Source organism: Pelorhabdus rhamnosifermentans (assembly GCF_018835585.1).
In the GTDB taxonomy this organism is placed as follows: domain Bacteria; phylum Bacillota; class Negativicutes; order UMGS1260; family UMGS1260; genus Pelorhabdus; species Pelorhabdus rhamnosifermentans.
In genome coordinates, this window is the sequence record NZ_JAHGVE010000003.1 from 189,192 (window position 1) to 215,410 (window position 26,219).

32 protein-coding genes are annotated in these 26,219 nt (G+C 36.7%); 22 read left to right on the forward strand and 10 right to left on the reverse strand.

Going from position 1 to position 26,219, the window contains the following annotated elements:
• Positions 1 to 15 precede the first annotated feature (15 nt).
• Entirely contained in the window at positions 16 to 666 is a 651-nt protein-coding gene (locus Ga0466249_RS05765; RefSeq protein WP_215828491.1) for a pentapeptide repeat-containing protein, read from the reverse strand.
• Between the two features lie 348 nt (positions 667 to 1,014).
• Between Ga0466249_RS05765 and Ga0466249_RS05770 the strand changes: the two genes are divergently transcribed.
• The 7 genes from Ga0466249_RS05770 (at position 1,015) to Ga0466249_RS05800 (ending at position 7,403) form a co-directional block, all read left to right on the forward strand.
• On the forward strand, positions 1,015 to 2,043 hold the full coding sequence (locus tag Ga0466249_RS05770) for an LCP family protein (protein ID WP_215828492.1): 1,029 nt from the start codon (positions 1,015 to 1,017) through the stop codon (positions 2,041 to 2,043).
• Positions 2,044 to 2,317: 274 nt separating this feature from the next.
• Positions 2,318 to 2,917, forward strand: a complete 600-nt coding sequence (locus tag Ga0466249_RS05775; protein ID WP_215828493.1) for a DedA family protein — start codon at positions 2,318 to 2,320, stop codon at positions 2,915 to 2,917.
• 89 nt (positions 2,918 to 3,006) lie between these two features.
• Positions 3,007 to 3,831, forward strand: coding sequence for a hypothetical protein (locus Ga0466249_RS05780; protein WP_215828494.1), 825 nt, complete (start codon positions 3,007 to 3,009; stop codon positions 3,829 to 3,831).
• Positions 3,832 to 4,101: 270 nt separating this feature from the next.
• On the forward strand, positions 4,102 to 4,596 hold the full coding sequence (locus tag Ga0466249_RS05785; RefSeq protein ID WP_215828495.1) for an NUDIX domain-containing protein: 495 nt from the start codon (positions 4,102 to 4,104) through the stop codon (positions 4,594 to 4,596).
• 188 nt (positions 4,597 to 4,784) lie between these two features.
• Positions 4,785 to 5,642, forward strand: a complete 858-nt coding sequence (locus tag Ga0466249_RS05790) for an AraC family transcriptional regulator (protein WP_215828496.1) — start codon at positions 4,785 to 4,787, stop codon at positions 5,640 to 5,642.
• Positions 5,643 to 5,687: 45 nt separating this feature from the next.
• A complete protein-coding gene (locus tag Ga0466249_RS05795; RefSeq protein ID WP_215828497.1) occupies positions 5,688 to 7,154 on the forward strand; it encodes an apolipoprotein N-acyltransferase in 1,467 nt (488 codons plus the stop codon).
• Between the two features lie 111 nt (positions 7,155 to 7,265).
• Positions 7,266 to 7,403 (forward strand): hypothetical protein, encoded by a 138-nt coding sequence (locus Ga0466249_RS05800; RefSeq protein WP_215828498.1) that lies wholly within the window; start codon positions 7,266 to 7,268, stop codon positions 7,401 to 7,403.
• A 182-nt stretch (positions 7,404 to 7,585) separates the two neighbouring features.
• On the opposite strand, the gene Ga0466249_RS05805 is transcribed toward Ga0466249_RS05800, so the two are convergent.
• The 4 genes from Ga0466249_RS05805 to Ga0466249_RS05820 all read right to left on the reverse strand — a co-directional run bounded on the left by Ga0466249_RS05805 (position 7,586) and on the right by Ga0466249_RS05820 (position 10,957).
• Complete coding sequence (locus Ga0466249_RS05805; protein WP_215828499.1) at positions 7,586 to 8,164, reverse strand: type 1 glutamine amidotransferase family protein; 579 nt, start codon at positions 8,162 to 8,164, stop codon at positions 7,586 to 7,588.
• 48 nt (positions 8,165 to 8,212) lie between these two features.
• Positions 8,213 to 9,169, reverse strand: coding sequence for a helix-turn-helix transcriptional regulator (locus Ga0466249_RS05810; RefSeq protein WP_215828500.1), 957 nt, complete (start codon positions 9,167 to 9,169; stop codon positions 8,213 to 8,215).
• 107 nt (positions 9,170 to 9,276) lie between these two features.
• Positions 9,277 to 10,347 (reverse strand): HD-GYP domain-containing protein, encoded by a 1,071-nt coding sequence (locus Ga0466249_RS05815; RefSeq protein WP_215828501.1) that lies wholly within the window; start codon positions 10,345 to 10,347, stop codon positions 9,277 to 9,279.
• A 232-nt stretch (positions 10,348 to 10,579) separates the two neighbouring features.
• Positions 10,580 to 10,957, reverse strand: a complete 378-nt coding sequence (locus Ga0466249_RS05820) for a MerR family transcriptional regulator (RefSeq protein WP_215828502.1) — start codon at positions 10,955 to 10,957, stop codon at positions 10,580 to 10,582.
• A gap of 74 nt (positions 10,958 to 11,031) precedes the next feature.
• Between Ga0466249_RS05820 and Ga0466249_RS05825 the strand changes: the two genes are divergently transcribed.
• Together Ga0466249_RS05825 and Ga0466249_RS05830 are read left to right on the forward strand one after the other, a co-directional pair.
• Positions 11,032 to 11,430 (forward strand): carboxymuconolactone decarboxylase family protein, encoded by a 399-nt coding sequence (locus Ga0466249_RS05825; RefSeq protein WP_215828503.1) that lies wholly within the window; start codon positions 11,032 to 11,034, stop codon positions 11,428 to 11,430.
• An 89-nt stretch (positions 11,431 to 11,519) separates the two neighbouring features.
• On the forward strand, positions 11,520 to 11,840 hold the full coding sequence (locus Ga0466249_RS05830; RefSeq protein WP_215828504.1) for a carbohydrate-binding protein: 321 nt from the start codon (positions 11,520 to 11,522) through the stop codon (positions 11,838 to 11,840).
• Between the two features lie 335 nt (positions 11,841 to 12,175).
• On the opposite strand, the gene Ga0466249_RS05835 is transcribed toward Ga0466249_RS05830, so the two are convergent.
• Positions 12,176 to 12,724: a site-specific integrase gene (locus tag Ga0466249_RS05835; protein WP_215828505.1), complete on the reverse strand. Its 549-nt coding sequence runs from the start codon at positions 12,722 to 12,724 to the stop codon at positions 12,176 to 12,178.
• Positions 12,725 to 13,242: 518 nt separating this feature from the next.
• Here Ga0466249_RS05835 and Ga0466249_RS05840 point away from each other — a divergent pair.
• The 6 genes from Ga0466249_RS05840 to Ga0466249_RS05865 all read left to right on the forward strand — a co-directional run bounded on the left by Ga0466249_RS05840 (position 13,243) and on the right by Ga0466249_RS05865 (position 16,388).
• Positions 13,243 to 14,409 carry a methyl-accepting chemotaxis protein gene (locus Ga0466249_RS05840; RefSeq protein ID WP_215828506.1) on the forward strand — a complete coding sequence of 389 codons (1,167 nt, stop codon included), beginning with the start codon at positions 13,243 to 13,245 and terminating at the stop codon, positions 14,407 to 14,409.
• 13 nt (positions 14,410 to 14,422) lie between these two features.
• Positions 14,423 to 14,893: a chemotaxis protein CheW gene (locus tag Ga0466249_RS05845; protein ID WP_215828507.1), complete on the forward strand. Its 471-nt coding sequence runs from the start codon at positions 14,423 to 14,425 to the stop codon at positions 14,891 to 14,893.
• Positions 14,894 to 15,071: 178 nt separating this feature from the next.
• Complete coding sequence (locus Ga0466249_RS05850; RefSeq protein ID WP_215828508.1) at positions 15,072 to 15,302, forward strand: helix-turn-helix domain-containing protein; 231 nt, start codon at positions 15,072 to 15,074, stop codon at positions 15,300 to 15,302.
• A 256-nt stretch (positions 15,303 to 15,558) separates the two neighbouring features.
• Positions 15,559 to 15,789, forward strand: a complete 231-nt coding sequence (locus tag Ga0466249_RS27050; RefSeq protein ID WP_215828509.1) for a sugar phosphate isomerase family — start codon at positions 15,559 to 15,561, stop codon at positions 15,787 to 15,789.
• A 19-nt stretch (positions 15,790 to 15,808) separates the two neighbouring features.
• Positions 15,809 to 16,177 carry a CoA transferase subunit A gene (locus tag Ga0466249_RS27055; protein WP_215828510.1) on the forward strand — a complete coding sequence of 123 codons (369 nt, stop codon included), beginning with the start codon at positions 15,809 to 15,811 and terminating at the stop codon, positions 16,175 to 16,177.
• Entirely contained in the window at positions 16,131 to 16,388 is a 258-nt protein-coding gene (locus Ga0466249_RS05865) for a hypothetical protein (RefSeq protein WP_215828511.1), read from the forward strand. Before Ga0466249_RS27055 ends, Ga0466249_RS05865 begins: the two co-directional genes overlap by 47 nt.
• Positions 16,389 to 16,434: 46 nt before the next feature.
• Here Ga0466249_RS05865 and Ga0466249_RS05870 read toward each other — a convergent pair whose 3' ends face one another.
• Positions 16,435 to 17,349: an AraC family transcriptional regulator gene (locus Ga0466249_RS05870; RefSeq protein WP_215828512.1), complete on the reverse strand. Its 915-nt coding sequence runs from the start codon at positions 17,347 to 17,349 to the stop codon at positions 16,435 to 16,437.
• Positions 17,350 to 17,510: 161 nt separating this feature from the next.
• Between Ga0466249_RS05870 and Ga0466249_RS05875 the strand changes: the two genes are divergently transcribed.
• Entirely contained in the window at positions 17,511 to 18,149 is a 639-nt protein-coding gene (locus Ga0466249_RS05875) for an HAD family hydrolase (protein ID WP_215828513.1), read from the forward strand.
• 200 nt (positions 18,150 to 18,349) lie between these two features.
• Here Ga0466249_RS05875 and Ga0466249_RS05880 read toward each other — a convergent pair whose 3' ends face one another.
• Positions 18,350 to 18,490, reverse strand: coding sequence for a hypothetical protein (locus tag Ga0466249_RS05880; RefSeq protein ID WP_215828514.1), 141 nt, complete (start codon positions 18,488 to 18,490; stop codon positions 18,350 to 18,352).
• Between the two features lie 192 nt (positions 18,491 to 18,682).
• Between Ga0466249_RS05880 and Ga0466249_RS05885 the strand changes: the two genes are divergently transcribed.
• The 5 genes from Ga0466249_RS05885 (at position 18,683) to Ga0466249_RS05905 (ending at position 21,517) form a co-directional block, all read left to right on the forward strand.
• Entirely contained in the window at positions 18,683 to 19,120 is a 438-nt protein-coding gene (locus tag Ga0466249_RS05885) for a MarR family winged helix-turn-helix transcriptional regulator (protein ID WP_246588494.1), read from the forward strand.
• Positions 19,121 to 19,252: 132 nt separating this feature from the next.
• Positions 19,253 to 19,456: a hypothetical protein gene (locus Ga0466249_RS05890; RefSeq protein ID WP_215828516.1), complete on the forward strand. Its 204-nt coding sequence runs from the start codon at positions 19,253 to 19,255 to the stop codon at positions 19,454 to 19,456.
• A 148-nt stretch (positions 19,457 to 19,604) separates the two neighbouring features.
• Positions 19,605 to 20,432, forward strand: a complete 828-nt coding sequence (locus Ga0466249_RS05895) for a hypothetical protein (protein ID WP_215828517.1) — start codon at positions 19,605 to 19,607, stop codon at positions 20,430 to 20,432.
• Positions 20,433 to 20,454: 22 nt separating this feature from the next.
• Complete coding sequence (locus Ga0466249_RS05900) at positions 20,455 to 20,859, forward strand: FMN-binding protein (protein ID WP_215828518.1); 405 nt, start codon at positions 20,455 to 20,457, stop codon at positions 20,857 to 20,859.
• Between the two features lie 160 nt (positions 20,860 to 21,019).
• Complete coding sequence (locus tag Ga0466249_RS05905; RefSeq protein ID WP_215828519.1) at positions 21,020 to 21,517, forward strand: peptide deformylase; 498 nt, start codon at positions 21,020 to 21,022, stop codon at positions 21,515 to 21,517.
• Positions 21,518 to 21,664: 147 nt separating this feature from the next.
• Here Ga0466249_RS05905 and Ga0466249_RS05910 read toward each other — a convergent pair whose 3' ends face one another.
• Entirely contained in the window at positions 21,665 to 23,380 is a 1,716-nt protein-coding gene (locus tag Ga0466249_RS05910; RefSeq protein ID WP_215828520.1) for a methyl-accepting chemotaxis protein, read from the reverse strand.
• A gap of 237 nt (positions 23,381 to 23,617) precedes the next feature.
• Positions 23,618 to 24,547, reverse strand: a complete 930-nt coding sequence (locus Ga0466249_RS05915) for an AraC family transcriptional regulator (protein WP_215828521.1) — start codon at positions 24,545 to 24,547, stop codon at positions 23,618 to 23,620.
• A 240-nt stretch (positions 24,548 to 24,787) separates the two neighbouring features.
• Here Ga0466249_RS05915 and Ga0466249_RS05920 point away from each other — a divergent pair, with 240 nt between their 5' ends.
• Positions 24,788 to 25,987 (forward strand): alanine racemase, encoded by a 1,200-nt coding sequence (locus Ga0466249_RS05920; RefSeq protein ID WP_215828522.1) that lies wholly within the window; start codon positions 24,788 to 24,790, stop codon positions 25,985 to 25,987.
• The last annotated feature ends 232 nt before the right edge of the window (positions 25,988 to 26,219 follow it).

Below are 26,219 nucleotides of genomic sequence, written 5' to 3' on the forward strand. Positions count from 1 at the left end.
ATGTTAAAAGGGTTATTACTCTTTAATAATCACCCCAAATATATTAGCCAGAGCGATTGCTTGTTCAGGAGCGATTATACAACCGCGCAGATTATCCGGGGTTAGGCCTAGCTGATAGAATTGACATGTGCTAAGATCGATTCCGGCAAGCTTAGTTCCTGAAAATTGAACTTTATCAAGATTACAATGCGCAAAGCTTACGTCATTTAGTGTGGCGGAATAAAAGTCGGCTTCAGCAAAAGAAGAGTTGTGAAAGTTAACTTTCTTACAATCCGTGTAGCGTAACACGGAATAGGCGGCATTACAGTCATCAAAGACAGTATTTCTTAAATATGTTTCGGTCATGTCGATACCAACTAACTTGCAGTTGGTTAACCGGACACGATCCATAAAACATTGACTGAAGTCCACATTGGAGAGATCACATTTTTCAAAGATGGTATCAGTTATTTTAGCAAAAGGCCAATGAATGCAGTTAAAAATAACGTTTTTGAATAAGACTTGGCTAAAAGCAATGTTTGTGGCATTCTGAGCTTCAAATGTACAGTCTTGTATGAGACTGAGTTTAATACAGTCTTCGTCATGAAAAGCAGTTATATGTGTTAATGGTAATTTCTGGGAAAGATTCGGCGGTATTAATTTTGATTTAGCCAATGCTTTAACCATGATTATTCCTCCTGGTACTTAAATCGGCATATTTGGTGATCAGCAGATCGTTATTTTTACAAAAGTAAAATTCATTTGGCAAAAAAAAACGCAGTTCACAATCGCAAATGAGTATCTAATCCAACTACCATAATGAATGGGTTGTATTTTTGTAGAAATACAACTGAATATGTTTTCGCCCTTATATTATAGCACAGTGATTTGTGATGAACGGAAAAGTCCTCTCTAGTTCTTCAAGGGGGGATTTTTTTACAGGAATGCTTAGTTGATTATTTCATAGTACTATGATATTATGTTAACTAGCGTAAAGTCTCCGAACGGGGGCTTTTTTGATAGGAGGGTACCTTTATGTTGTCGCAAGAGCACATGACTAAAAAAGAAAATAATCGTATGCGAGTTTGGATAATGATTATTATTTTATTAATCGTGTCCGTAACTGTGGCTTTCTGCTTCAAGGTTTCTCGTTCTATTTCCGCTTCCGCTGGTTATGTTGTGGATCAATCCAATCAAGCAATGAGTGTGACGCCCGCCAACAAGAAAGTTAATATCTTAGTCTTGGGCGTGGATGAACGCCAGAATGATATTGGGCGTTCGAACGTTACGTGTGTGGTAACAGTCGATCCCGATACTAAAAGTGCCTCCTTGCTTTGGGTACCAAGGGACAGCAGGGTGAAGATTCCTGATAATGGATGGGATAAGATAGGTCACGCCTATGCGTATGGCGGTCCTAAACTCTCCGAGCAAACTGTATCGGATTTATTAGGAATACCGATTGATTATTATATTGAGATAAACATGGATGGGTTTAAAAAAGTAATTGATGCGCTAGGTGGGGTTGATATTAATGTAGACAAGCGTATGTATTATTATGATCCTTACGATGCGGGTGAGGTAGATAATAATGGTCTCATTGATCTCAAGCCGGGTATGCAGCACATGGACGGTAATACCGCCCTTGAATACGTGCGGTTTCGTCATGACGAAATGGGCGATATTGGACGTATCGAACGCCAGCAAAAATTTGTTAAAGCACTGTTGTCAGATGTAGCTACTCCATCAGTAATCACTAAGATACCCAATGTTCTAAAAGAGGCAAATGCGACGTTTAAGACTGATATTCCATTAAGCGAAATGTTGAAGTTGACAACTCAGATGAACGATGCTTATAAGCAAGGCTTGAAAACCGATATGGTATCCGGGACGCCCGTATATATTGATGATATCAGTTATTGGTTACCAGACATTTCAGCGATGCGGAAGCAGGTGGCTCAGCTTCAGGGGTTAACCATGGATGATAAATACTCCGAGGATACCAAAAATTTAGCGAATGAATACGCCACTTCTATTGCAAAAAATAAAATAGTTGTAGCGCCCTAGATTCAGTCAATAGGATCTAGTTTGTAACCATTATTGCCTATTTGGAAGAACTTTTATGCCCTGTGCACATCAATGCACAGGGCACTTTATGTGAGTTGTGAATGAATAAGGGCACCTTTGTCAATAATTTGATTGAGGTTGTTCTTATATTTTTTGTTTAAGCGAAAAATCACAAGTAGTGCTATTGGGAGAAAGTAGGCGCAGAGTTTATGATAGGTAGTTGGATAAATATATAATACTATTGTCAGCCATAATAGGCTTGGGAGGGAATATTTTGTTTGAAAGAATTCTTGAAGTTTTAAGCAGCCTTGGATTGACAGGGGTGTTTGCAGGCGTTTTTTTAGAAGCAATAGGACTGCCATTTCCAGGCAGCGCGTTAGTTGCTTTGGCGGGGGTTTTGTCAAAGCAAGGAGAGTTTAATATTATAACAGTCTGGGTGGTATCTCTGCTAGGATACATGCTGGGCTCAATTTCGGCCTTTATGTTAGGACATTATATTGGAGAACCATTTATAAAGAGATGGGGAAGGTATCTTAGACTAACGCCGGAACGTATCAGCAAGGCACAGGAACTTTTGCAAAAGTCGGCTCTGGCTTATATTATCGGCGGCCGCTTCATACCAACAATAGGTAACGTTACTCCCTACGTAGCTGGTATCAGCGATATTTCTATTGTCAAATTTCTCTTCTATGATATGGTGCATGCGGTTCTGTGGATAACCACCTTTTTGGGTGTCGGAGCTATGCTAGGCAATGAATGGCATACAATGGTAGAAAACCAGTGGTTTAAGTGGGGTGTTATTGGGGGCGGCTTATTGATATTGGTGTATGTGTTTAGGGATTTATTTCCTATACATATCAAAAATAGAGGGTAAATCCAGCCGTTTGAAGAAAAGCCCATGCAGGAGATCATATCCCTTTGTTGAAAAATCAAAAGAAAGAGTAATGCGTGGTAGGTATCAATATGCAAACATTGTTGAATGTACTCATTTTAAGTGTAACAGAGATCGTTTATCTATTAGGAATATTAATAGCAGCAGGGTTCTTACTAGGTTGGATTGAATCTGTTTCAAACGGATGGGCATATCAAGCATTCGGTAAATCAGGTATAATGTTAACTTCATGTATAGGGACACCCATACATGAAATCGGCCATGCTCTAATGTGTTTAATATTTGGTCATGAAATTATTTCAATAAAATTTTTTGACATAAAGCCAAAGAATTCAATTCTTGGATATGTAAATCATAGTTTTAACAAGAATAATCTATATCAAATGATTGGAAATTTTTTTATAAGCCTAGGGCCGATATTTAGTGGAACAGCAGCCATATTATTCTTTATGTATATGCTAGAGCCTAATACCTTCGGAGCATTGCATAAGTATGTAGTATCAGCGCCTGTAGATAGTAATAATCTAGGGGACTTTATAAAATGGTCAGGCCACTCCATAAAGATAGTGTATAGAGGAATATTCAATAGCGGAAGTAGTGGTTCCCCGAGATTCTGGATATTCTTATTGTTAGCAATATGTACAGCATCACACATCGCATTAAGTAAGGAAGATATAAAGAATGCTATATCGGGGCTGGTAGTAACCTTATTTGTGACTGTACTATTTAATATGGGTGCATCGTTATGTGGAATTGATACACTAAAATATGTATTAATAGTTGCTAAGTATAATATATATTTGGTATCCGTATTATCCGTGTCGATAGCATTTTCCCTAGCAACAGCCTTGCTAATGGGAATATCTTACAAAGTTAAGAATGCAATTATGGGTTAATTGTTAAGAATTTGATGAATTTAGAGGATTATGGGCGAACTGATAAACTATCGAGTCATTTTTTGAAGAAAATTATCGATCGCCTCATTGGATATAGCAGCGAGCTTACTGAGAAAACGGATATTTGTCTAGTAATGGACAAATATCCGTTTTTGTTTTAAGCAGTAAGACGCTGCATTCATTAACAAATTATTTACATTCTGTTAAGACATTTTTCTTTGCCTTGTGTTACGCTAAGACTATATTATTCAGTGAAGGTGAGGGGAATTTATGCTTTCTAATGTTAGTGCCGGACTGATGATGTATCGCTGGAATCATGGCATCTTAGAAGTGTTGCTCGGCCATCCCGGTGGTCCGCTTTACGTCAATAAAGACAATGGATATTGGGGTATTCCTAAAGGCCATGTTGAGCCTAACGAAACAATTATTGCCGCCGCCTTTCGCGAATTCAATGAAGAAACGGGCCTAATTCCCAGTGGGGAAAATTTGTTTTCGCTGGGAAAAATAATGGAACAAAACGGTAAAAAAGTATATGCTTGGGCTTTTTGCGGTAATTGCGATACTACTCTGCAAGTTAACAGCAATCTTTTCGAAATGGAATGGCCATTGAAATCTGGTAAAATACGTTTATTTCCTGAAATTGACCGCTTGGGATTTTATAATACTACTGCAGCCAAAAATAAAATAGAGTTTGAGCAACTTGGATTTATCGATCGCTTGGAAAAGCAGCTCTGCTTCAACTATAGACGCCTTAAGGTTTTATAACATTTTAGGTATATGTCCTTGGCAGAATTAACCTTATAGGCCTTCATTTTAAGGCATTATAATAAACGTAAAAAAACCGCCAGCAAGCGGTTTTTTTTTTTTGGAGTTAGTTAAAATAGCAATTTATATCAAAAAAATGTAAGAATTTACTTGTATAATAAGCATAGGTATACAAGAAGGAGATATCTATGAGTTATTTAGATGATACATATAAAATAGTAAGTTACATTGAAGAAAATTTAGATAAGGATATTTACTTAGACGATATTATTCACTTGACAAAGTTATCGAAATTTCATTTCATTCGTATTTTTAAAACTTTGACAGGTATTACACTTAATGAATATATAAGAAGGCGAAAGCTTACTAAAGCTGCTTGGGAATTAGTAGAAAATACAAGAACGATTATTGATATCGCTGTTTTTTATGGATATGGGTCGCAAGAAGCATTCACTAGAGCTTTCAAAGACATGTATGGGTTAACGCCTAAAGCGTATAGGGTGCAGAAAAGACATTTTGCCAATTTAGACCAAGTGGCATTTAATGCAGAAATATTAAATAAAAAAAATAATCAAGATGAAATTAACCCGAATTTTACTGAAAGGAAAAAGATGATCATTATTGGAATGCGATATCAAGGAAAGAATGAGAATAATGAAATCCCGAAGCTTTGGAGCCGATTTGTTCCAAGAGTAACTGAGATAAAAAACGTATTGAATAGCAGCATTAGTTATGGTTATGAAACATATACAGAAGATAGTAAAGAAAGTGGAGAACTTAGCTATATTGCAGGTATAGAAGTAGAGTGTGAGGATATCGTTCCACAAGGCATGGTTTCAATAGAAATTCCCGCCAACAGATATGCAGTATTCCCCATTTCAGCGATAATTGAAGATGTTCCCAAAACAATTAAACGGATATATAGTAAATTACTGTTTGAATTAAAACTGGAACTTTGTGATACATATGATTTTGAGCTATTTGACAAAACATTTATCCCAAATGACTATGAATCAAAGTACTATTTATATATCCCTATCAAGTAATAATCTTTTAGTAATTTAAATGGGGAAGGGAATGGGGATTATAATATGCTTAATAAAGAAATTATAAAAAAACTTTTATATTTTACAATAACAGTCATGCTTAGTTCAGTTGCTTATTACTTTTCGACAGGAATTTATAATTGCTGGTTTCTAACTTGGCTAGCGCCAATTCCACTTTTTATATATACGTTAGAATCAACGATGGCATGGGTAATTTTTGCTAGTGTTATTACTTATTTTATCGGATTTTCTAGTAGTATCTTTGTATATTCAAATACAATAATTCCTGTTTCTTTGCTTGTCTATGGTAATATCATAGATGCAATCATATTTACGGTTTTATTAGTATTATTCCGTTATATGGCTTTCAAGAATAAGCATTGGGCATGGAGTTTCGTTTTTGCAAGCGGTTGGACTGCTGTTGAATTTATTACATCATTACATTCACCGGCTGGAACCTTTAATAGTATAGCTTACACACAGGTATTTAATTTGCCTGTGATACAAATTGCTTCGGTTACAGGAATTTGGGGAATTACCTTTTTGTTGATGCTTGTCCCTGCTAGTATAGCGTTATCTTGGCATTACCGTAAAAACTCAAAATTATGCTTAAAGACAATAGTTGTTCCTATAAGTATACTGATACTAACTTTGATATTTGGATTATATCGCTTAAGCGTGCCAGTCCAAGGGCCTAGTGTTAAAATTGGCATGGCGTCTATTAATATGAGTCTGGAAGAGCTGCGGTCTCGTGGGCAACAACATGAAGCAGAGAAAATTATGAATAGATATGTTCATTGTATTGATTTACTTTCGCGCTCAGGAGCTGAAGTTATACTACTGCCAGAAAAGATTATAACTTTAAACCTGAATGAACAGCCAATACTTTTGCAACTTTTAGCTGATGCCGCACGCAGCAATCAGATTACGTTAATTGCAACGTTAGATATTCAAGACGATTCAAAACTGTATAATTCTGCTTATCTATTCTCACCAAGGGGAGAAATCTTATTAAAATATGATAAGCAGCATCTATTACCGTTTTCTGAGGGGAGTTATATTCCAGGTCAAGAATTGAGTATTAGAGCCTTGGAAGACAAGGGTATATGGGGAATTGCTATTTGTAAGGATATGGATTTTCAAGAACCTAGTCGGGGATACAGTCAGCGGGGTATTAACCTTTTATTTGTACCTGCTCTCGATTTTAAAGCAGATGCTTTGTTACACGCACGAATAGCTATCATGCGTGGTGTTGAAGGAAATTATGCAGTAGCACGGGCGGCTCAATGGGGATTGTTAAGCTTAAGTAGCAATAAGGGAAATATTATAGATATGGCATCAAACAGTGCAGAAAAGAATGATGTCTTATTAATAGGAGAAATAAAACTTGACCAGGGAAAATCCATATACGGTAGGTTTGGTAATTGGTTTGGTTACTTTTCTGAAGGATTATTCATTTTCCTATTGCTTCTTTTTTTATTAAGCAACAGTAATATTTTTGAAAGGGAATAAACCTCAAACAGGCAATGAAAATTTCAATTGACAACATAGTACGACGGTAGTACTAGACGATTAGTTGGACTGGAGCTAACGGAAGATGGCATTCTGGCACAACAGGAGCATATGCAATTTGAAGATGCTATATGCAATACGATCATCATGGCACTGGGAACAGATGAGAATAGACAACTGTTATTTTCGTTGCTTGATGAGATTATTAAAAATTTAATTGATCAAACTTCGCTACAAGGAAAAGGCTAAGAAAGGTGGTTTTAGGATGACCGTAATTGAGCCTGGACCAGGAATGGGTTTTCGTCCGTCCATTCGCCGCAGTCACGCAGCTTTATTGAAAAAAAGTAGTGTAGATCAGCGTTCATAAGGATTGTATATGTTTAATGGCATGCATTTTTTCTAATTGGTGGTTCAGGGCCATGAGATGGTTGTTATGCCGGATAAAAGCCGGACTTGTTTTCGTTGTACCAATTTAGAACCTCAGTTTCAGGCTTTGCTTTCAATAACAATAAAATTTCTTTAGCAAATTCCAACGTAGCGGTGCCATTGGCTGTGATTATGCTGGAATCACAGACAGCTTGTTTTTCTATAAAATTCTGATCGCCCTTATAATGGGGAGCTTGGACCTTCATGAATTCAAGCGTGTTTCCCGAATGTCTGATTTGATCTAAATAGCCGTTTTCTGCCATGAAGTTGGCCGCGTTACAAATTGCACCTATTGGAATTCGTTTTTTAAGTGCATACTCCACCAATGGCAACACAGCGTTGTTCCGTTGCTCCATCCATGCGTAGCCCCCAATTAATATCAACATACTGAAGTCAGCAGGAAAATCGTCCACTGAATAATCGGGAAGGACACAAATTCCCCCCATTGAAGTTTTAGGTTTTTTATCAAGGCTTAATGTTTTTATAGTGTACCCTGTTTTAGGTGCATTTAGTTCTGAACAGACATATGCGCTTTCCCAATCGGCATACCCATCGAAAATGAATACCAGCACTTCTTTTTTCACTGTTTTTCAGCCCCTTTCTTGGATATTCTACAATAAAAAAGGTGACACCTAAATGTCACCTTTTTTATTGTAGCAAAAATTTATTTTGTCCAGACGGCATTTGATTTCCTTTTGAAGCGCAGGAGGGGAAATGACCCGAACCTTATCCTGAAGGCCGAGAACCAGATCCGCTGTCCACTCTAAATTTGATACTTGAAAACGTATTTGTCCACAAGCGGTTTGGCCCTCTATGGAGCGATGAAAGAAGGCCGCATCAATTTTGTTTGTTAAATCAAATTCATCCGAAGTATTATATTCCAATACGACATCAAAAAGATCCGCCTGACTTTTCGGAGAAAAAAGTTCTGTACTATAGCTGTTATCAAACTCGATTGCAGCAATAGGGCGAAGTTGAAAATGTTCCTCTAGAATTTCATAGGAGACAATTCGGTTGATCTTGAACAACCGAAAGGCATTCCGTTTTCGGCAAAAAGCATAGATATACCAATACGACTGCTTAAAAACTAATTTGTGGGGTTCAACAGTTCGTATAGAGCGGTAATCCTTAGAAATATATTCTAAGAGAATACAGCGACGCTCACGAATCGCACGGTGAAGTGCAGATATTTTTTTATGAACAATACTGTCACCAAACCAAGAGGACAAATCAATGACATAATCACTTTGAGAAAAAACGGCCTCCGTTTTCTCCGGCACAAGCTTCGCAATTAAGTTCGTTATTGCGGTATCCCCTTCAATACTTTTCAGGGCGCTCAAGGCCATGAATACCTTTTCTGTGTCACCAGTGGAAAGGACATTCCTTTCCACTTTGTAGCCTTCTACGACGGCTACTCCACCACCAACTCCCGGATAAGATACTATTGGAATTCCTGCACAATTTAGTGTATCCAAGTCTCGAAAAATCGTTCTCCTTGATACCTCAAAACGATCTGCAAGCTCTTGAATTGTAATTTTATCCGTACTCGCAAGAATACATAATAGGCCAAGTAGTCGTTCCAACTTCAAAGCTTATCCACACCTTTACAGTAAATATGCTCAATTTATCATTCTCAAGTTGAATATAAAAAAATAGGATAACGAAAGGTTCGCTATCCTATTTGTGGTTCGCTTCCTCAAGCTAAATGCAAAACCTGCAGTTCGGGTATTTCCGAGAGATCCAAAACCTGCCCGTCCTCCAGCAAGACCATCGGTCTGCAGGGAGATTGCTTATTAATAAATACAACTCGCCCAACGCGCCCATCGGAAATAAAGACATTATTACCCGACAAAAAATTTGTCATGCGGTCAATAAAGGTGATTACCGGTTTTGCGGCAATCTGAGAAACATTATCTTTCAGTTTCTCCAGCGCGGCATAGGGACTATAAACAATATCAGGGTTTCGATTGATGGTAAGTCCCTCATCATATAAATCAGCAACTGCAATAATTTGTGCATATGGATGAATATCATCCCCAAGCAGTCTAGAAGGATAGCCACTGCCATCCCGTCTCTCATGATGCGCCAATATACTCAGTTTAACCGTTTGTGGCAGATCCGGATTATGCTGCAGGAGTTCATAGCCAAGGTTTACATGCTGCTGATATTGCGTATATTCCTCAGAAGACAGAAGATCCGTCCTGTGCAGCAGATGTTTTGGCAATTGCGATTTCCCTATATCATGCAGCAAACCGGCTAAAGAAATGTCGTTAACCATATTTGGCGGGTAACCCAGCCAGCCTGCAAGCAATGCGGCGATCACGCTGACATTCACACTATGATGAAAGGTATAGTCATCACAAGGTGGCAAATTGTATAACTGGTCAATGATATTTCCTGAAGCAGGAGTATTCTTTTGAATTTTTTCATTCATCTCCACAAATGTTTCGAGAGGAACTTCTTTAGTTAGGCGCGCCTGTTCGAAAGCCTTGTTCACAACGCCAATCGACTGGTTGTAAGTGTTGACGAACTTCCGGATTTCTTGACGTGAAAGAGGATTGTCCACGTTTTTCTGTATAATCATAACTGAATCAATTTGCCAATCCTGAAGTTTGTCAATTATGTGGCGGCTTACTTCTACCCCGCCGTTGACGAGAATTTTACCATCACTGGAAACGACATCATGAGCAATTGTAATTCCAGGTACCAAATACTTTACGGCCAATTCAACCATACTGCTTTTTTCATCTTTTTCCTTTAATTCCATGCAGATACCTCACATAATCAGAATAGAATTTACCATTTCTAAATTTTCTATATTATGTCATACTTTTTGAAAACAATTTGAGGATTCGACACATACTGACACTTATCCTACCCAAATAGAAAAAATTAAGGGAAAAGTTAGCAAAAGATAGCTGTCGACTTGATTATAGGGAAGTACCTAAAAGTAACATTTCTTATTCTTGACGAAATTCAAAGACCAGAAATATCTCGGATTATGGAGATGTTTCTGGTCTTTGGCTTAATTTACTTTTGTAGATTTTAATTTTCTCATCCAGATTTAGAAGATTGGTCTCCCATTTGGCTTTTTCTTCTATTACAGCCAGTCTGTGCTTTTCCAGTATTTCTAGCCGTTGCTGCGTTGTGGAATCTCCCTGATATCTTAATAAAGCGTATTCTCTAATATTATTAATGGACATCCCTGTATCTTTTAATCTTTTGATAAAGAGAATCCAAGCGATATCTTCTTCGGTATAAAATCGTCTTCCTGCCGAATCACGACTAACTATAAGTAATTGTTCTTTTTCATAGTATCGTAATGTAGGAGAACTCACATTGGTTATAGTTGAAAATTGTCCAATTGAATAATTCATTTAAATTTCCCCTTGACTTAAAGCTAACTTTAAGAACTACAATTCAATTATAACAAATATAGGAGGTCAAAACAATGGACTTAAATCGTTTTGAAAAGGGACTAAAAAAATTATCAGAGGTAGATGGTAATGCTGGCGATCATGTTATTAAGGCTCTCAATGACATTGCACCTGATTTAGGAAAATATATTGTGGAGTTTGCTTTTGGAGATATATATTGTCGGGAAAACTTAAATTTACAAGAACGAGAGATGATTACTTTATCAAGTTTAATGACATTAGGAGGGTGTGAAAATCAATTAGACGTGCATATAAATGGTGCATTGAATGTAGGAATTACTCCTCAGAGGATAATTGAGATCTTTATTCAATGTATTCCTTACACAGGATTTCCAAAAGTATTAAATGCTGTCGGGGTTGCAAGGAAAGTTTTTAAGACGCGAAATGTAAGTGTTGAAGATACTGCTGTATAACCTTCTAATTTTTTACATTCATAACTTCTTACAAATACGAACACAATAATTTTGTATCAAGTAATTACAACTTTTAAGGAGGAGTTTGAATGCTTTTCAAGGCTAATAGCAATGAATATCTTGCCAACGGTGTGATTATTAATCCAACTCCGTTACATGTCGGCGAGTCGGTAAAAATCACCTATAATGGTTTACTGCCAAAAAGCGGTGCGTCCAATATGTTTGCTCATGTGGGCTACGGTTTCGATTGGCAACAAGCTCAGGATGTTCAGATGACTCGCACACCTGCAGGTTTTGAAGCTACTGTGACAACCAATAATAATGACACTATGTGCATCGCCTTCAAAGATACGGCGAATAACTGGGATAACAATTCGGGGCTGAACTACAATTTCCATATAATCCAATAAAATGAAAATTATCAACCCTAATTGACCTGGGAAGGTGACTGCCAACCTGGGTCAATTTCTTTGGATTTTGTAATACTTACACTAAAAGCTAGCGAACAATTCGCTAGCTTTTAAAAGAGTCCGTAATCCGATATTGACCTTTGCTCGACTGCCACAGATATCGGGGCAATCTATTTTTGTATCTCAAAAGCCTGATTTTGTTGGGGTTTATGAATATAAAATGCACTTAAGTAACAGAATCAATTTGTGTTACTTGTTTATTAAATTAATTAATATAAAAGATACGTCGCTTTTTCTACTTTTTCCTTCTTTTTTTGTCAATTTTTGCTATGCTTTTATAGATTTAGGTTTATATAAATATTATCTAACTCATCTTTGGTAATTCCTATATAAGCCAATGTTACACTAGGAGCTGAATGATTAAGTAGTTTTTGAATTCTAGTTATATCTGCACCACTTTTATAAGCCCAATAACCAAAAGTTTTTCGTAATGTATGTGTTCCAATTGCTTCTTTAATACCTACAGCACGTGCTGCTTGATTCATGATTCTATAAGCCTGAATGCGAGTAATGGGGTGATTTCCTTTCTTACTTTTAAAAAGCCATTCACTATCGCCATTAATATTTGTAAGGTATTCATTAATAGTTTTTTTACATGTATCAGAAATAGGAAAATCTTTTATTTTGCCTGTTTTCTTTTCTCGAATTACAATCCTATCTTTTGTTTTTACATCATTTATTTTTAATAATAATAAATCCGAAATGCGCAAACCGCTATTAATACCTAAAACAAAAAGGAGCCAATCACGTAAATTTTGGTCTTTTAAATAACTTTTTACTGCATCAATTTGTTGCTTACTGCGAATCGGTTCTACATATTTCATAATTTAGCACATCCTCATTAATGTTTCTTATTATCTAATTATTATATAATATGTTACCTTAATATTCAAAGTAATGTAATACAAATTGATTGTGTTACATTACTTTGAGTATCTTATTTTGAGATGTCTAATTATGCATTTGAAATTTTTTGAAGAAGTTAAAAAGAAGTCGCTTTAAAGCAATAAACTTGGGGAAAAGAAAACATAGATCAAACATTTGATTTGACGTCAGGTGCTGAACAGTCAGAGCTGTAGACCATATTCTTTCCAGAAGGTTGCAAAATTTAAGTGCAACTAATTATAAACTGAAAATATTTAGAACCGACTTATCATTTGGCAAAAGTCAAAAGATATTAGCTTATAAAATTTGCTGTCGGCAAAAGGTTGTAAGGTGGTGATGTAAATGGTGAGATATATAAGTGCCATCTTGAATTCTTCATAAATGCATCAACTTATGAATAAAACTATTAAAACGTAAGATTAATCATTGTATTAAATTGTGAGGGGCTGAAGAAAGAATGGAAATCAACGATTTGCGCGTACATATAAAAGAATTGGAATTCGTGAAATCCTATTTTAATATTGTCACTACGGCGTTTGAAGATGGAGCATGCTTTTTTATTACTGATCTTGATAAAGTGACTTATATTTCAGGGCACAAATTTGAAATATCTGAACTGAAAGTAGGAGGGGGATTTAGCGAAAGCGGACCTTCTGCCCAAGCGATCAAAGCTAGAAAAGTGGTATCCATACGTATCCCAAGAAATGTATATGGTATTAGATTGTTAACCTATAGCGGACCTATATGGAATGAAAATGATACGGAAGTCATCGGAGCTTGGGCACTCACGATTCCTCGCCAACATAAGCTTGTCAATGCTTTTGAATCATTTGCACCTGTAGTAGCAGAATTGCTGCCTGAAGGTGGATTTATGTGGGTAACTGATAAAGAAAAATTCATTAAAAGGCAGGCATCTCAAAAATTTGATATGCCTGAGCTAAAGGTTGGAACAGCCTTAAGAGTTGGCAGCACTCCTGATGAGGCCATCAAGCAAAACAAGCCAGTTCATGAAGATATTGATGCGTCTGTCTATGGTTACCCCGTGATTGCGGGTTCTTATCCATTGATTGATGAAGAAACTCAAGAGGTAGTTGCTTCCTTCGGAATATCTTTGCCACGGAAATTAGCAGGTGATCTCAAACAAATTGCAAGCTCCTTGGATGAAGGACTTACTGGTGTTGCTACTGCAATAGAACAGATTACCGCTGCTACAAACAACGTTAGCGATAATCAGCAAAATCTTAACAAGGAAATCATAAAGTCAAAGGAACTGTTAGACAAGATTAATGATGTGATGAACTTCATCAAAGAAATCGCCGATGAGACGAAGATGCTAGGACTCAATGCAGCTATTGAAGCAGCGAGAGTTGGCGAAGCAGGTTTAGGTTTTGGCGTAGTCGCTGAGGAAATCAGAAAGTTGTCGGCAGACTCTAAGAACACGGTTGTACAGATTAAAGAATTGACGAAAGAGATCAATAAATCTATGAATGAGACGTCATTAGCTTCAGAATCTACTCTGGCAGTCGTGGAAGAGACCGCGGCAGCAACTCAGGAAGTGAATGCCAGTATCGAAGAAATGACTGCGTTGGCCCAAAAACTGTCCCATACGGCTGCCAACTTATAAGGAGGTATCAATAATGGCAAAAGAAAACATCAAGCTTGTTGTTTTCATCTTGGAAAATGATGGGAAAATATATGAATATGGAATTCCAATTGAACAAGTTCACGAGATAACTCGGCAAGGAAAAACGTTAGAACTGCCTGGAATGCCTGATTTTGTTGAAGGAATCATGAATCTACGTCGTAATGTCATTCCGATTATTGATCTAAAAAAACGTTTTGGTCTAGGTACTACTACTGAAAAAGATACCACTAGGGTAGTAGTGATAGATATTGATAATCACAAATGTGGTATTGTTGTTGACGATGTAGTAGAAATTATCCCCATTGCGGCAGAGGAGATGGAAGATTCCCCCACTATTGCGGGTGGGATAAGCTCCAACTATATCTTAGGTATTGGTAAAGTTGATGAGCGGTTAATTATTGCGCTTGATATGAACAAAATCCTGACAGAAAAGGAAGAAAAGGAACTCTTAAGCGTAGTCTAGCAGTTGGAAAAAGGGGTTGCCGTATCTTTTGGTGGCCCCTTTTATTTCCAATGAGTAGTTTTAATAAGTACACTATTGAATTGACAGGAATATTCATTTATTTATAGAATATCCTTTTTTAGAGTTTGTACTAAGAAAGGAACCCCATGAATTCAACAGATGAAGTTAACATTAATCTTTGTCTTGTATTCCCGGGTTACCGTGGAATACAGCAGAAGTTTCACAAGCTTTTGGGCGCAGCGAAGGCTATTATCAGTCGGTGATAGAAGAACAAGAGCGAAGCATTATTGTGAAAGCATTGATTAAAAACAGGGGAAATAAGGCAAAGACTGCCCGAATGCTGAATATGCAACGATCTGTACTGTATAAAAAGATCAAACGTTTAAAAATTGATGCTGAATTACTGTAAATGAAGCAAGTTAAAAGTGTCTCCTTTGGTAACGATATGTCGTGACAAATCGTTACCAAAGGAGACACTTTTTTGTTTTTATTTGTGCGGCACATTGATAGCAGGCCGTGTCTTCTTTGGCATGATAATTGCAATTAATGTTTGTGGGCACATTAGAACTGGAATAAAATTCAGACGGTACATTAGTTAAGGTTGTGTTATTGGAAGAAGCTCTTGATGCCATCACAGAGGGTACCCACGTTATGATGGGGGGTTTTTGGATGTAGGCACTCCGCTCAAGTGTATTGAAGGCTTAATTAGTAAAGGGGTAAGCGGTATAACACTCATTGCCATAACGCCGGGACGGGCTGGATTCGGTAAAGCGCTGCTTTATAAAAATGGCGTAGTAAAAGAACTGATTTCTTCACATGTTGGTACGACCCCAGAATCCACTGAAGAGTATTTAAACGATTGCCTGTTTGTAAAACAATTTTATCCCATGGGGTGAGAAGGTTCATGCCGGTGCGGTGGGGCTTCCGGCGGCGCTTATCCCTGTTGGTATCGGGATTTTGGATCAAGAAGGACTGTTTCCTGCTCTGGAGGCTCCTAAGCCAAAGATTATTGTTGATGGAATCGAGTGCTTTATTGAACCGGCTCTTACAGCAGATGTAGCCATTGTTAAAGCCTGGCGCGCTGATGAGTCAGGCAATCTGGAATATCGCCAGACTGGATTAAATGATCAACAAGAAGTAGCGATGGCGGGGAAGTTTACGATTGCTGAAGTGAATGAAATTGTTCCTGTCGGGACGATTCCACCGGAACGGGTGGGAACTCCAGGTATCTTTGTCCATGCGATTGTGCAAGGCTATACCTTACAGGAACAAGATAAAATATAATGTACAACTTGTTTTTCATACCGAAAACGGTGCGCTGGGATTTGGACCGCGCCCTAAGGCCAATGAATCCGATTCAGATATTGGTAATGCTGGTGGAGAACCCGTAAAAGTTGAACGCTATGCTAGAGACGCTCGGCTGATGGATATCGGTGTGGGGGCATCAGAAGTTTTAAAATGGTTCTGGGGATCAACGGCTTGCAGTAGACAATAAATTAAAACGGTGCCGAAACAGTATACAAAACGGTTTCGGCACCGTTTTAATGGAGATTTAGAGAGGAGTACTTCTTTTTATATTCCGAAGGTGTCATTCCTAATAGTCTATGAAAGATCTCTGTGAAATAACTACTACTAGAAAATCCTACTAAAGCAGCTACTTCTGTAATGTTCATTCCGTTATTTAGTAAATAAGGAATGCTTTTTTCAATACGATAATTTAGAAGGTAATTAAATGGCGTTTCATGTACAATTTTTTGAAATAACCGACAACAAGAACTTTTACTGAGATTACATGATGAGGAAATATCTTCTAAACTGATATTTCCTTTATAATGGGTATGAATATAGTCCAGTCCTGACTTTATTTGTATAATGTTCTTATTTTGTTTAAGTGGTTTATTTGGAAGTTTACAATAAACATCTTGATATAGGTAAAACAATAATTCAAATAATTTACTTTCAACTAATAATTCATAGCCGTCGACCTTTTTTCTGTGAATTTTTTCAAGTTCAAATAGGGTTGAATTTATATGCTTACTCTTATTGTCTGAAGCATTAAAATATGCGAAAAGCATTCGTTCACTGATAACTAATTCTGTTATATATTTGCTTTCAAAAATACTGTTTTTATGTCCTGATATTAAAATTGGAAGGAAGGTTATTGCAAAATATTCGCAATTCAAATTGCCACAGGATGTTCCAGAATGAAGACAGTTTTGATTTACAAACATACCATCTCCTTCTTTGACAAGGTATTGATTATTATTTGCTTGATATATCATTGAGCCGCTGAGTATATAGGTAAACTCTAGTTCTGGATGCCAGTGACATTTAAAAGTAGAACCTAAATAATTGGAAATATCTTCATAACCAATTCGAAACGGGAAACTGTAATTTTTAGAATAATCTCTGTTTTCTAGTTGGTTTTTTCCGATATTTAGCGTCTTGATTCCCATAAATTCTCCTAATGATAATATTGTTATAAAATATGACAATATAAATATATAATCTGAATATATTTATCATTATACTTATGAATAATGATAAGCAACATGAAGGAGGATACCTATCAATGAAGGACCTAGTAACTAAAAAAAATATTTTGGAGAATGAATAAATGATAAAAGCAATGATATTTGATTTAGATGGAACTATTGGGAATACAATTCCTCTCTGCATTAAAGCCTTTCGTAAATCAATTGAATCTTTCATGAGCAAAAGCATCAGTGATGAAGAAATCATAGCTACGTTTGGACCCTCTGAGGAAGGGACTATAAAGGCGTTGATACCTGAACATTACGAAGAAGGTATTAAGCGGTATTTATACTATTATCAAGATTTTCACAATGAATGTTCAAAACCATTTGACGGTATTGTTGAGGTGATAAAAGAACTAAAGAGAAAGGGAATATTAGTAGCAATGGTAACAGGGAAAGGTAGAAAAAGTGTGGATATTACCTTAGAACAGTTTGGAATGGCAGACTTATTCGAATGGATTGAAACAGGTTCTGTTATCGGAAATAGAAAATGTGAGGGAATTACTTTCGCTATTGAACGCTTTAATATTAAACCGGAAGAAGCCTATTATATTGGCGATGCACCAAGTGATATAATAGCAGCAAGGGATGCAGGCGTGGGGATTTTTTCTGCAGCATGGGCAGATAGAGTCTGTCTTGAAGAATTAAAAAGTTTGAAACCAGATAAATTATTCAGAACAATTAAAGAATTTTACGAGTTTGTTTCTATCCATTTTTAGGTGGGTTTCAAAGACCCCAGGATAACGCCTAAAGTGCGTGAATCCTGGGGTCAACTAATAGAATGGTGATTAGCATTTTTTAGTCTTATATCTTGATTTTTGATTAAAGTAAGTCATATCGGAATAACCAGCGTAAATTTTACCGGAATGATGAACTCCTTCTGGAATAAAATAACGATCACCTTTGACGAAGGTTTGTTTTACTTCGGTAATTCGACGTCTTCATTAAATTCCATGAAAAGAATTTGATGATTATCGCCTTGAGATAGGTAAGCCTTTATTCCGTTGAGTGGAATGTCTGCTTCTGGTAATTTAAGTATGGGTTCGGGAAATACAGACAAAAGCAATTCCTCCTAAAATAAATAGTTTAATGTCTTAAAATATATTTCTCTCTAGAATAACAAATTCCTTCCAATTGTTATTAAGCTTTATATGAATAATAAACCTTTGACAAATATTTTTTAATAGATTACTATGTAGTTAGTTAATATTAACTAACTACATAGTAATCTATGTTAGGAGAACTTTTACATATGGAAGAATTAATTGTTCGTTATATCAATATATTATCTGATTCTATGCGTCAGTCGATGCAGAAATATAAAGAAGAGACTGGTGGTAGTGAACTATTCAACTTAACGATTACACAACTGCATTATATTCATGCCATTCAAGAATTAAAGGGACCGACATTAACCGATCTAGTCGAACGTTTCAACGTACAAAAATCAACGGTGACAGCCACTGTAAATCGTTTGGTAGAGCGCAAGTTCGCGTATAAGATCCAGTCTGAGCAGGATTTACGAGTATATCATATTTATCTGTCTGAGCAGGGCAAGCTGCTATTAGAGATTGAAAATAAGGGCTATTATAATTTTGCGACGAAAATGACGGAATGTCTTACTGATTTTGAGAAACAAACATTTGCACAATTGTTAAATAAGGTAATTCAGGGAGTGAGTAAGCCATAGTCAGAAGAAGTATATATAAGTTAATTTTTTATTAAAAAGTTAGTTTCATGAAACTAATCTAATAATTGCTTTTATAAGCTGAACGGGCAAAGTGTTAGTAGGAGCAGATTAATAATCCTTGGAGGCGGTTCTGTGTTTTTATCATGGTTTGCTATGGGGAAGAAAGATGCGATACGGTCAACTTGTAATCCCGAACAGATGGCGGGTTTGACAGAAAAAGAAATCGATATGCTGTATTTGGCGACATTAGCACTCAGTGGACATAATACGCAGCCGTGGACGGTTTTTGTACTGGAACCGGGACACTGGATTATTGGTTCTAACTCGTCTCCATAGCGGATATCATTTAAGGCCTAATTTTGCAGGGACAGATTCAATTTATTATTCGCGTAGGCTATGTCAGGGAGTATGTACCGCTAGTGAGTTTGCGTATGCCACTAGGCAGTATAATAAAATAGCGAATTAAGAGAGGATATTGTAATTTATGAAAAAAATAAGTGTATGTATTGGTGTCGTAATGTATTTTAGTTTGGCTTTAGGAAATTTTGCTGGAGCGGCGGAACTGCCTCCCGAAGAAAAGGTTACGTTGGAAACAACTAAAACTGTCACACAAGTAACACCTGATGATAAGAAAAAGTGCAAAATGTATTTAGGTGTAGAAATTCGTTCATGGTTTCCCAAAATGAGTGGGCAGGAAACACGTAATAGTCAACTAGATTTTCAGAATGATTTGGGACATGGAAACAAGGAGCTTACTGCCATTAATCTTACTTTTATTGAAAATAGTAAGATTAATGGTAGTTATGAAAGCTATAATTTTACGGGGAACAAAACGGCTCTTGGACAGAAAAGTTTTGGTGGGCAGAATTATTTAGCTGGAGACGGACTGCATTCTGAGAAAAAGCTAATGTACTGGAAAATAGATTATCTGCCCAATTATCAAAAAACTGTAGATTCAAATTTTTCGTGGCTCGTGGGGATTCATGGGTACAAAGTGAATAGTTCGGTTGAGGTATCTGGAGTCGCAAACCGGAAAACCGAGCAATCCTATAGTGCAGTTCTCCCTACATTCGGTGCGCATTATAAACTAGGCGGAAATCGTCCTACTACTTATTATGTTGAGCTGAGTGGTACGCCGCACACTGGCAAAGGCTACAACTATGATGCAGAACTTGGTTTTCAGCATAAGTTGTCCCCCAATATAGTATTTGGGGGAGGGTATCGCTGGTTGACGATTCAAGGCGAAAAGGATAATGACCAGATGAATCTTCAATTGCGTGGCCCATTTATGCAATTAAATTGCAAACTATAAATAATATAAGGGACTCGGTAAGATGGATAATTTTAAAAAAAGTATGATTGTCATAGGTTGTATAGGTGTTTTGAGTGGAGGCGTTTATTTCTATTCATATATTTCAGCTCTTAATAACTATCAAAGCATAGTTGCAGGATTAAAAATTGATGAAGTAGATTTGTCAAAGGTAAAAGACGGTACCTTTCAAGGTAGTTGTGATGCAATCTTCGTGGCGGCAGATGTAAGTGTTACAGTAAAAGACCATAAAATAATTGATATCCGGCTTATAAGGCACAAGACCGAAAGAGGCCAACGCGCTGAGGTGATTCCTGAAGAGGTAGTAAATGCCCAGTCCTTACAAGTAGATACTATTTCTGGAGCAACAAATAGTAGCAAAGTAATTATAAAGGCAATAGAAACTGCATTGGAAAGTGGAGAACAGTAGGTGGGGGAATAAGATGATACAAAGACGCTTAGTAGCAAAAATGGAAGGGACTCGATGATAATCTCCTTCAGGGTAAATTGAACATCTTGAGCTTCTGACAAATGGAGGTGTCTAACATTGTAAATAGAATAAAAAATAATATAAGGTGGGGTGTTAAAAAATGGCTGTACGAGAAATATTACTCTTAGGAAATGAATCTCTTTATAATGTTTCACGAGAAGTTACGGAAGATATGGATATAAGAAGGCAAGTGGTTAATGATTTACACGATACAATGATAAATTTCAGAGAAAAATATGGTTTTGGTAGAGCTATTGCTGCTCCTCAAATTGGAGAGTTCTTAAGGATTATCTATATGAATCTTGATAATAAATCATACGTCCTAATTAACCCAAGATTGGAATTTGGAGAAGAAGAATTCCAATCTTGGGATGACTGTATGAGCTTTCCCGGATTAGAAGTAAAGGTAAATAGATATAAAAAATGCAAAATATCCTATAAGGATTTGCAATGGAACGATTGCTTTTTAGAATTTGAGGACGATTTATCTGAACTAATCCAGCATGAATATGATCATTTAGATGGGATATTAGCAGTACAAAGAGCAATAGATAATAAATCATTTAGAATTAACCCTAAAAAATTGGGATGTTTTTAGCGTGGATGAAGGCTCAATAGTAAGTGTATGAGCTATCTGGCCTGTACGTCACTAAACCAAAAAATGCCGCCCAGCAGCACTAAGCTGCCAGGCGGGCATTTTCAATTATGAATACTACTATCCTATCTACAACATATCCGTTACAATTTATATCTGAAACTTGCTAACAACCTCGCGGAGATCCATCGCTAGGTGGGCCAGCGCTTGACTGGATGAGGCGATTTCTTCCATAGATGCCGATTGTTCTTCGGTTGCAGCTGATACTGTCTGTGCTTCTCCAGCTGCTTTTTTGCTTAGTTCATCGATTTGCTTTACCGACCCCACAATTTGTTGACTGCCTATAGCCATCTGCTCAATGGCATCAGATATTTCTTTCACTTGATCAGATACATGCATTATTACAGTCGATATTTCTTGGAAGGCTTGTCCAGAAACATTGACGACTTCTGATCCCAATTGCACTTCTTGAGTACCGTTGTTCATAGCTATTACTGCTTTGTCTGTATCTCCCTGGATTTCACTAATCAGAGTGGCAATTTGCTTGGCGGCTTCCTGTGATTGTTCGGCCAGTTTACGTACTTCTTCTGCTACAACAGCAAAGCCGCGTCCCTGTTCACCCGCTCGTGCTGCTTCAATAGCGGCATTTAAAGCTAGCAAATTTGTCTGGCCAGCAATTCCTGAGATAGTATCTACAATTTGACCGATTTCCTTAGATCTTTCACCTAATTTAGTGACCATCTTGGCAGATGTGTTAACGGTTTCTTTAATATTGGTCATCTGGTTTACCGCTTTATCTATTGACTTGTTACCTTCGTTTGCCTTGTTAGCCGCTTGGACGGATTGTCCCGCCACTTCATTCGCGTTGGCGGCGACCTGTTGAATACTAGCTGACATTTGCTGCACGATGGCCGATGTGTTATTGGCTGCGTCAAGTTGTTGTTCTGCACCTTTGGCCACATCGGTAATGGACCCAGCGACTTGGTTAGCTGCTTGGGCCGACTGATCAGCACTGGCAGTTAGTTCCTCTGAAGATGCTGCCAAATGCTCAGCCGATTCATTGACATTTTTCATCAGTACACGAAGACTACTTCTCATGTCTGCTAAAGCATCAGCTAATTGACCAATTTCATCTTTCCTAGCAAGCTTTCGCGGTTTATCACGAAAATCGCCAGCAGCGAATTCTTTGCAAACGAATACCATGGTATTAAGAGGTTTAGTTATTATTCGGGTAATATAAACCCCACTTAGGATTAATATTATAAAAGATACAAAAATAATTGCCAAAGTAATTTGATTTGCTTTTTCGAAAGATGCTTTGTTGTTAGCATTCATTTGTTTTGACGCTTCAATGGAATAATTAGAGAGCTCAATTAGCCTGTTAAGAGCATCTGCTGCAAGTGGATCGACTTTGGCAGTATATATTGCATAGGCTTCAGCATTTTTATTTTGCATGGCCAACTCAATAACGATATTTCTGGCCTCGCGATACTTTTGCATGGCTGTTTTAATTCCGGCCAATTTTTCCTTTGTTTTGTCATCTAAATGTTCTTTGTCAAGCGCTGCCAGATTATCATTAAAGTTTTTTGCCCACTCATCGATGGTTTGCCTTAATTCTTGATTTTTTTTGTCATCCGTTGTGAGCATCAATTCCATTATGGCTGCATTCACTTTATTAACATGAGCGCGGTTTTCATTTATAAGTGCGACTGGTACTAAGTGGTCTTCATACATAATGGTCATTTCTGTGTTTGATAGCTGGAGATAATGATACCCCGTATAACCTATAATACTCATAGATAAAAATGCGACAAGAATTAGGATGCTTAGTTTAAGGCTTACCTTCAGGTTGTCAAAGAAATTCATTTATTTTCCTCCTTTTAATTGTACAATATTGGCTGTTTTGATAATTTTGAGTATTATAGATATTGGTATTCTTCCTCCCTTTTTACGACTGATTTCTACAAAATTCTACATAAGTTACAAAATCCCTGTTAATGACTTACTGTTTTGACGTGGTCAAGCATATGAAATTTTTTCCTGTATTTCTATATGAATTTCACGAAGAGCCATCACAGATAGATTAACCTCAAAGTGCGAGGTTCAGCTAAAAAACTTTTTGTTATTTTGTCTGTCTACTTTTGGCTTTCTTGAATTTGGCCAATCATATTGCATTAAAATCTTGTAATGTTTTTTGGGGGAAACGCCATAAATCCGTTTAAATGACCTAATGAAGTTTGAATAATCCCTAAAACCACACTCCAGACATGACTGAGTTACTGATTTCCCCTCTTTCAGCAAAGCGTTAGCAGCGATCAAACGTTTCTGTAATATGTAGTTGTGCATGGTATATCCAGTCTGTTGCTTAAATCTACGCATAAGATAATATTTGCTAAGATGGCATACTGAAGCCAGTTTATCCACGGACAAATCCCCACAAAGGTTATTACTAATATATTGGAGTATTTTGCCGATCGTTTCATCATATTTAATATCGGGATTCTGCATATCAGATTTATGACCTAAAAAGTTTCTGTTTAAGTAAATAACAAACTGTAAGAACAAAGAGTTTTTAAGTATTTGACTGCCAAAATCCTGGCTTTTACAAGCGTCTTCCAACTGAAAGAAAATGTTTTTTAGTTCTGGAAAAAGATCAGGGGGTAAGCGCAACAAATTAAAATTTTCTTGGGCGGCAATTTGGAAGCACGTCAATAAATTACACCCAATATAGTTGTGTTTTGTTAGAAAGAGCGGATTAAACCAAATTATTACACGCTCATACGTTTCTGTTAGGTCAATTATCGGTTTATGAATTTCATTACTATTAACTAAGAGAATATCCCAGGGTTTTAGTTTATAGGCCTTACCTTCAATTAAATACGTTACTTTTCCGGACATAAAAATAATGATCTTGTTGAAATCATGAAAGTGAAATCCAAGCTGAATATTTTTTTTGTCTTTCAAATGAAAGAGCTCAAAGTCTTTATGTAAATATCCTCTTTTGTGATGGGCAATTTGATTTTCGGTTTCCATAGGAACTCCTTTTCCTTAAATGAGTATATCTCTATTTTACAGCATATTTTGCAATGTTTTGGTTAGTTTATGCAATGTTTATGGTGAATTTTTTAATTATAATAATTGTAGAACCGAGAGAATCCCTGATTAAAAAATTAAGTACATAATCATAATTAATGGAGTAAGGAGCCAAAATGGTATTAGAGCAGATGGCATTTTGGTTGTTCAAGCAAATTATTCTACAAGGAGGACGATCCAATGGGAAATACTTTTAGAATTATTCCGGATGAGGCTTTTGGGAGCAAAGCAATTGTACGTATTAGAGATATAGCTGCTGTTGTTCACAATTATAAGTTATTTAAAAAGAAGGCTGACTTAACAAATTCTATTTGTGGGGCTGTTTTAAAGGCGGATGTCCATGGATTACAAATGAAGGATGTTGCACCGGCATTATATAAAGAAGGTGCGAGATACTTTTTTATTGAGGAAATATGTGAAGGAATTGCACTAAGAAAAATTTTACCATACGATGACGCGAGAATTTATGCAATGGCAGGTTTACTTCATGGTGAAGAGGCGTATTTTAAAGAATCAAATATTATTCCATGTCTCAATAGCTTAGAGCAGCTTAACAGATGGAATAGTTTCTGTGGTTTAAATGGAAGGGGTTCAGCAATAATTCATCTTGATACACATATGAACCGTCTTGGGTTATTAGATGATGAAGTTAATATATTAAGTAATGAATTTAGTAGTCTGACATCCAATCTGATGATAGAATTTTTCATGAGTCATTTTTACGATATAAAAGGTACCGATCATAGCAATTGTTATAGGCAACTAGACATATTAAACAGATATTTAGAAAAGTTACCCTCCATACCTGTTACTTTCGCCTGTACTGATAGTGTTATTCTACTAGATAATAAAGCCTTTAATTTAGATATGATACGTCCAGGCATTGGGTTGGTGGGAGGAGCACCAAATATGGAAAATCCAGTTGCTCCTGATGCAAAACATACAATTGAAATTTATGCCAAGATGTCACAAATTAAGAATGTTAAAAAGGGTGAGACAATAGGATACGGGGGATCCTATACGGCAAAAAGAGATATCAAGTTGGCTCTTGTCCATATCGGATACAAAGATGGTTACCTTAGAGCATTAAGTGAATTAGATAATCATCCTCAAGGAGTGTATATGTATGTTGATCAATATAGATTGCCTATTATTGGAAAAATTTCATTGGGTGCTACGATAGTCGATGTTACTGATGTTCCTAGTGATATTCTTGAAAAGTATAAATATGCTGAAGTTGTTGGATCAAATGTTGATATTAAATTCTTAGCAGATAAAGCGGGATGTTACGAAATACTGGCAGCACTTGGTAGGTCAAACATAAAAATAGCTGACTATACATTACAAGAATTTAAAACTTTATTTTCGGATAACGGATAAGTAATTTATAAAGCGACTGATATTGGTGTTTTTCTTGGATAAGCTGATTCGAAAAAAATGTAAAACCAGTAACTATTATTGGTGACGGTAGAGATGACTCAAGAACGGATTGATGAGTTTAAGGAACTCTGGTCTAGTGCTATAACGCCAAGCGACAACAAAATAGGGCTTATAGGTTGATGATTGATAATAAAAAAGAAACTTCTGCTGGATTTTGCATCAATGTGGCAGG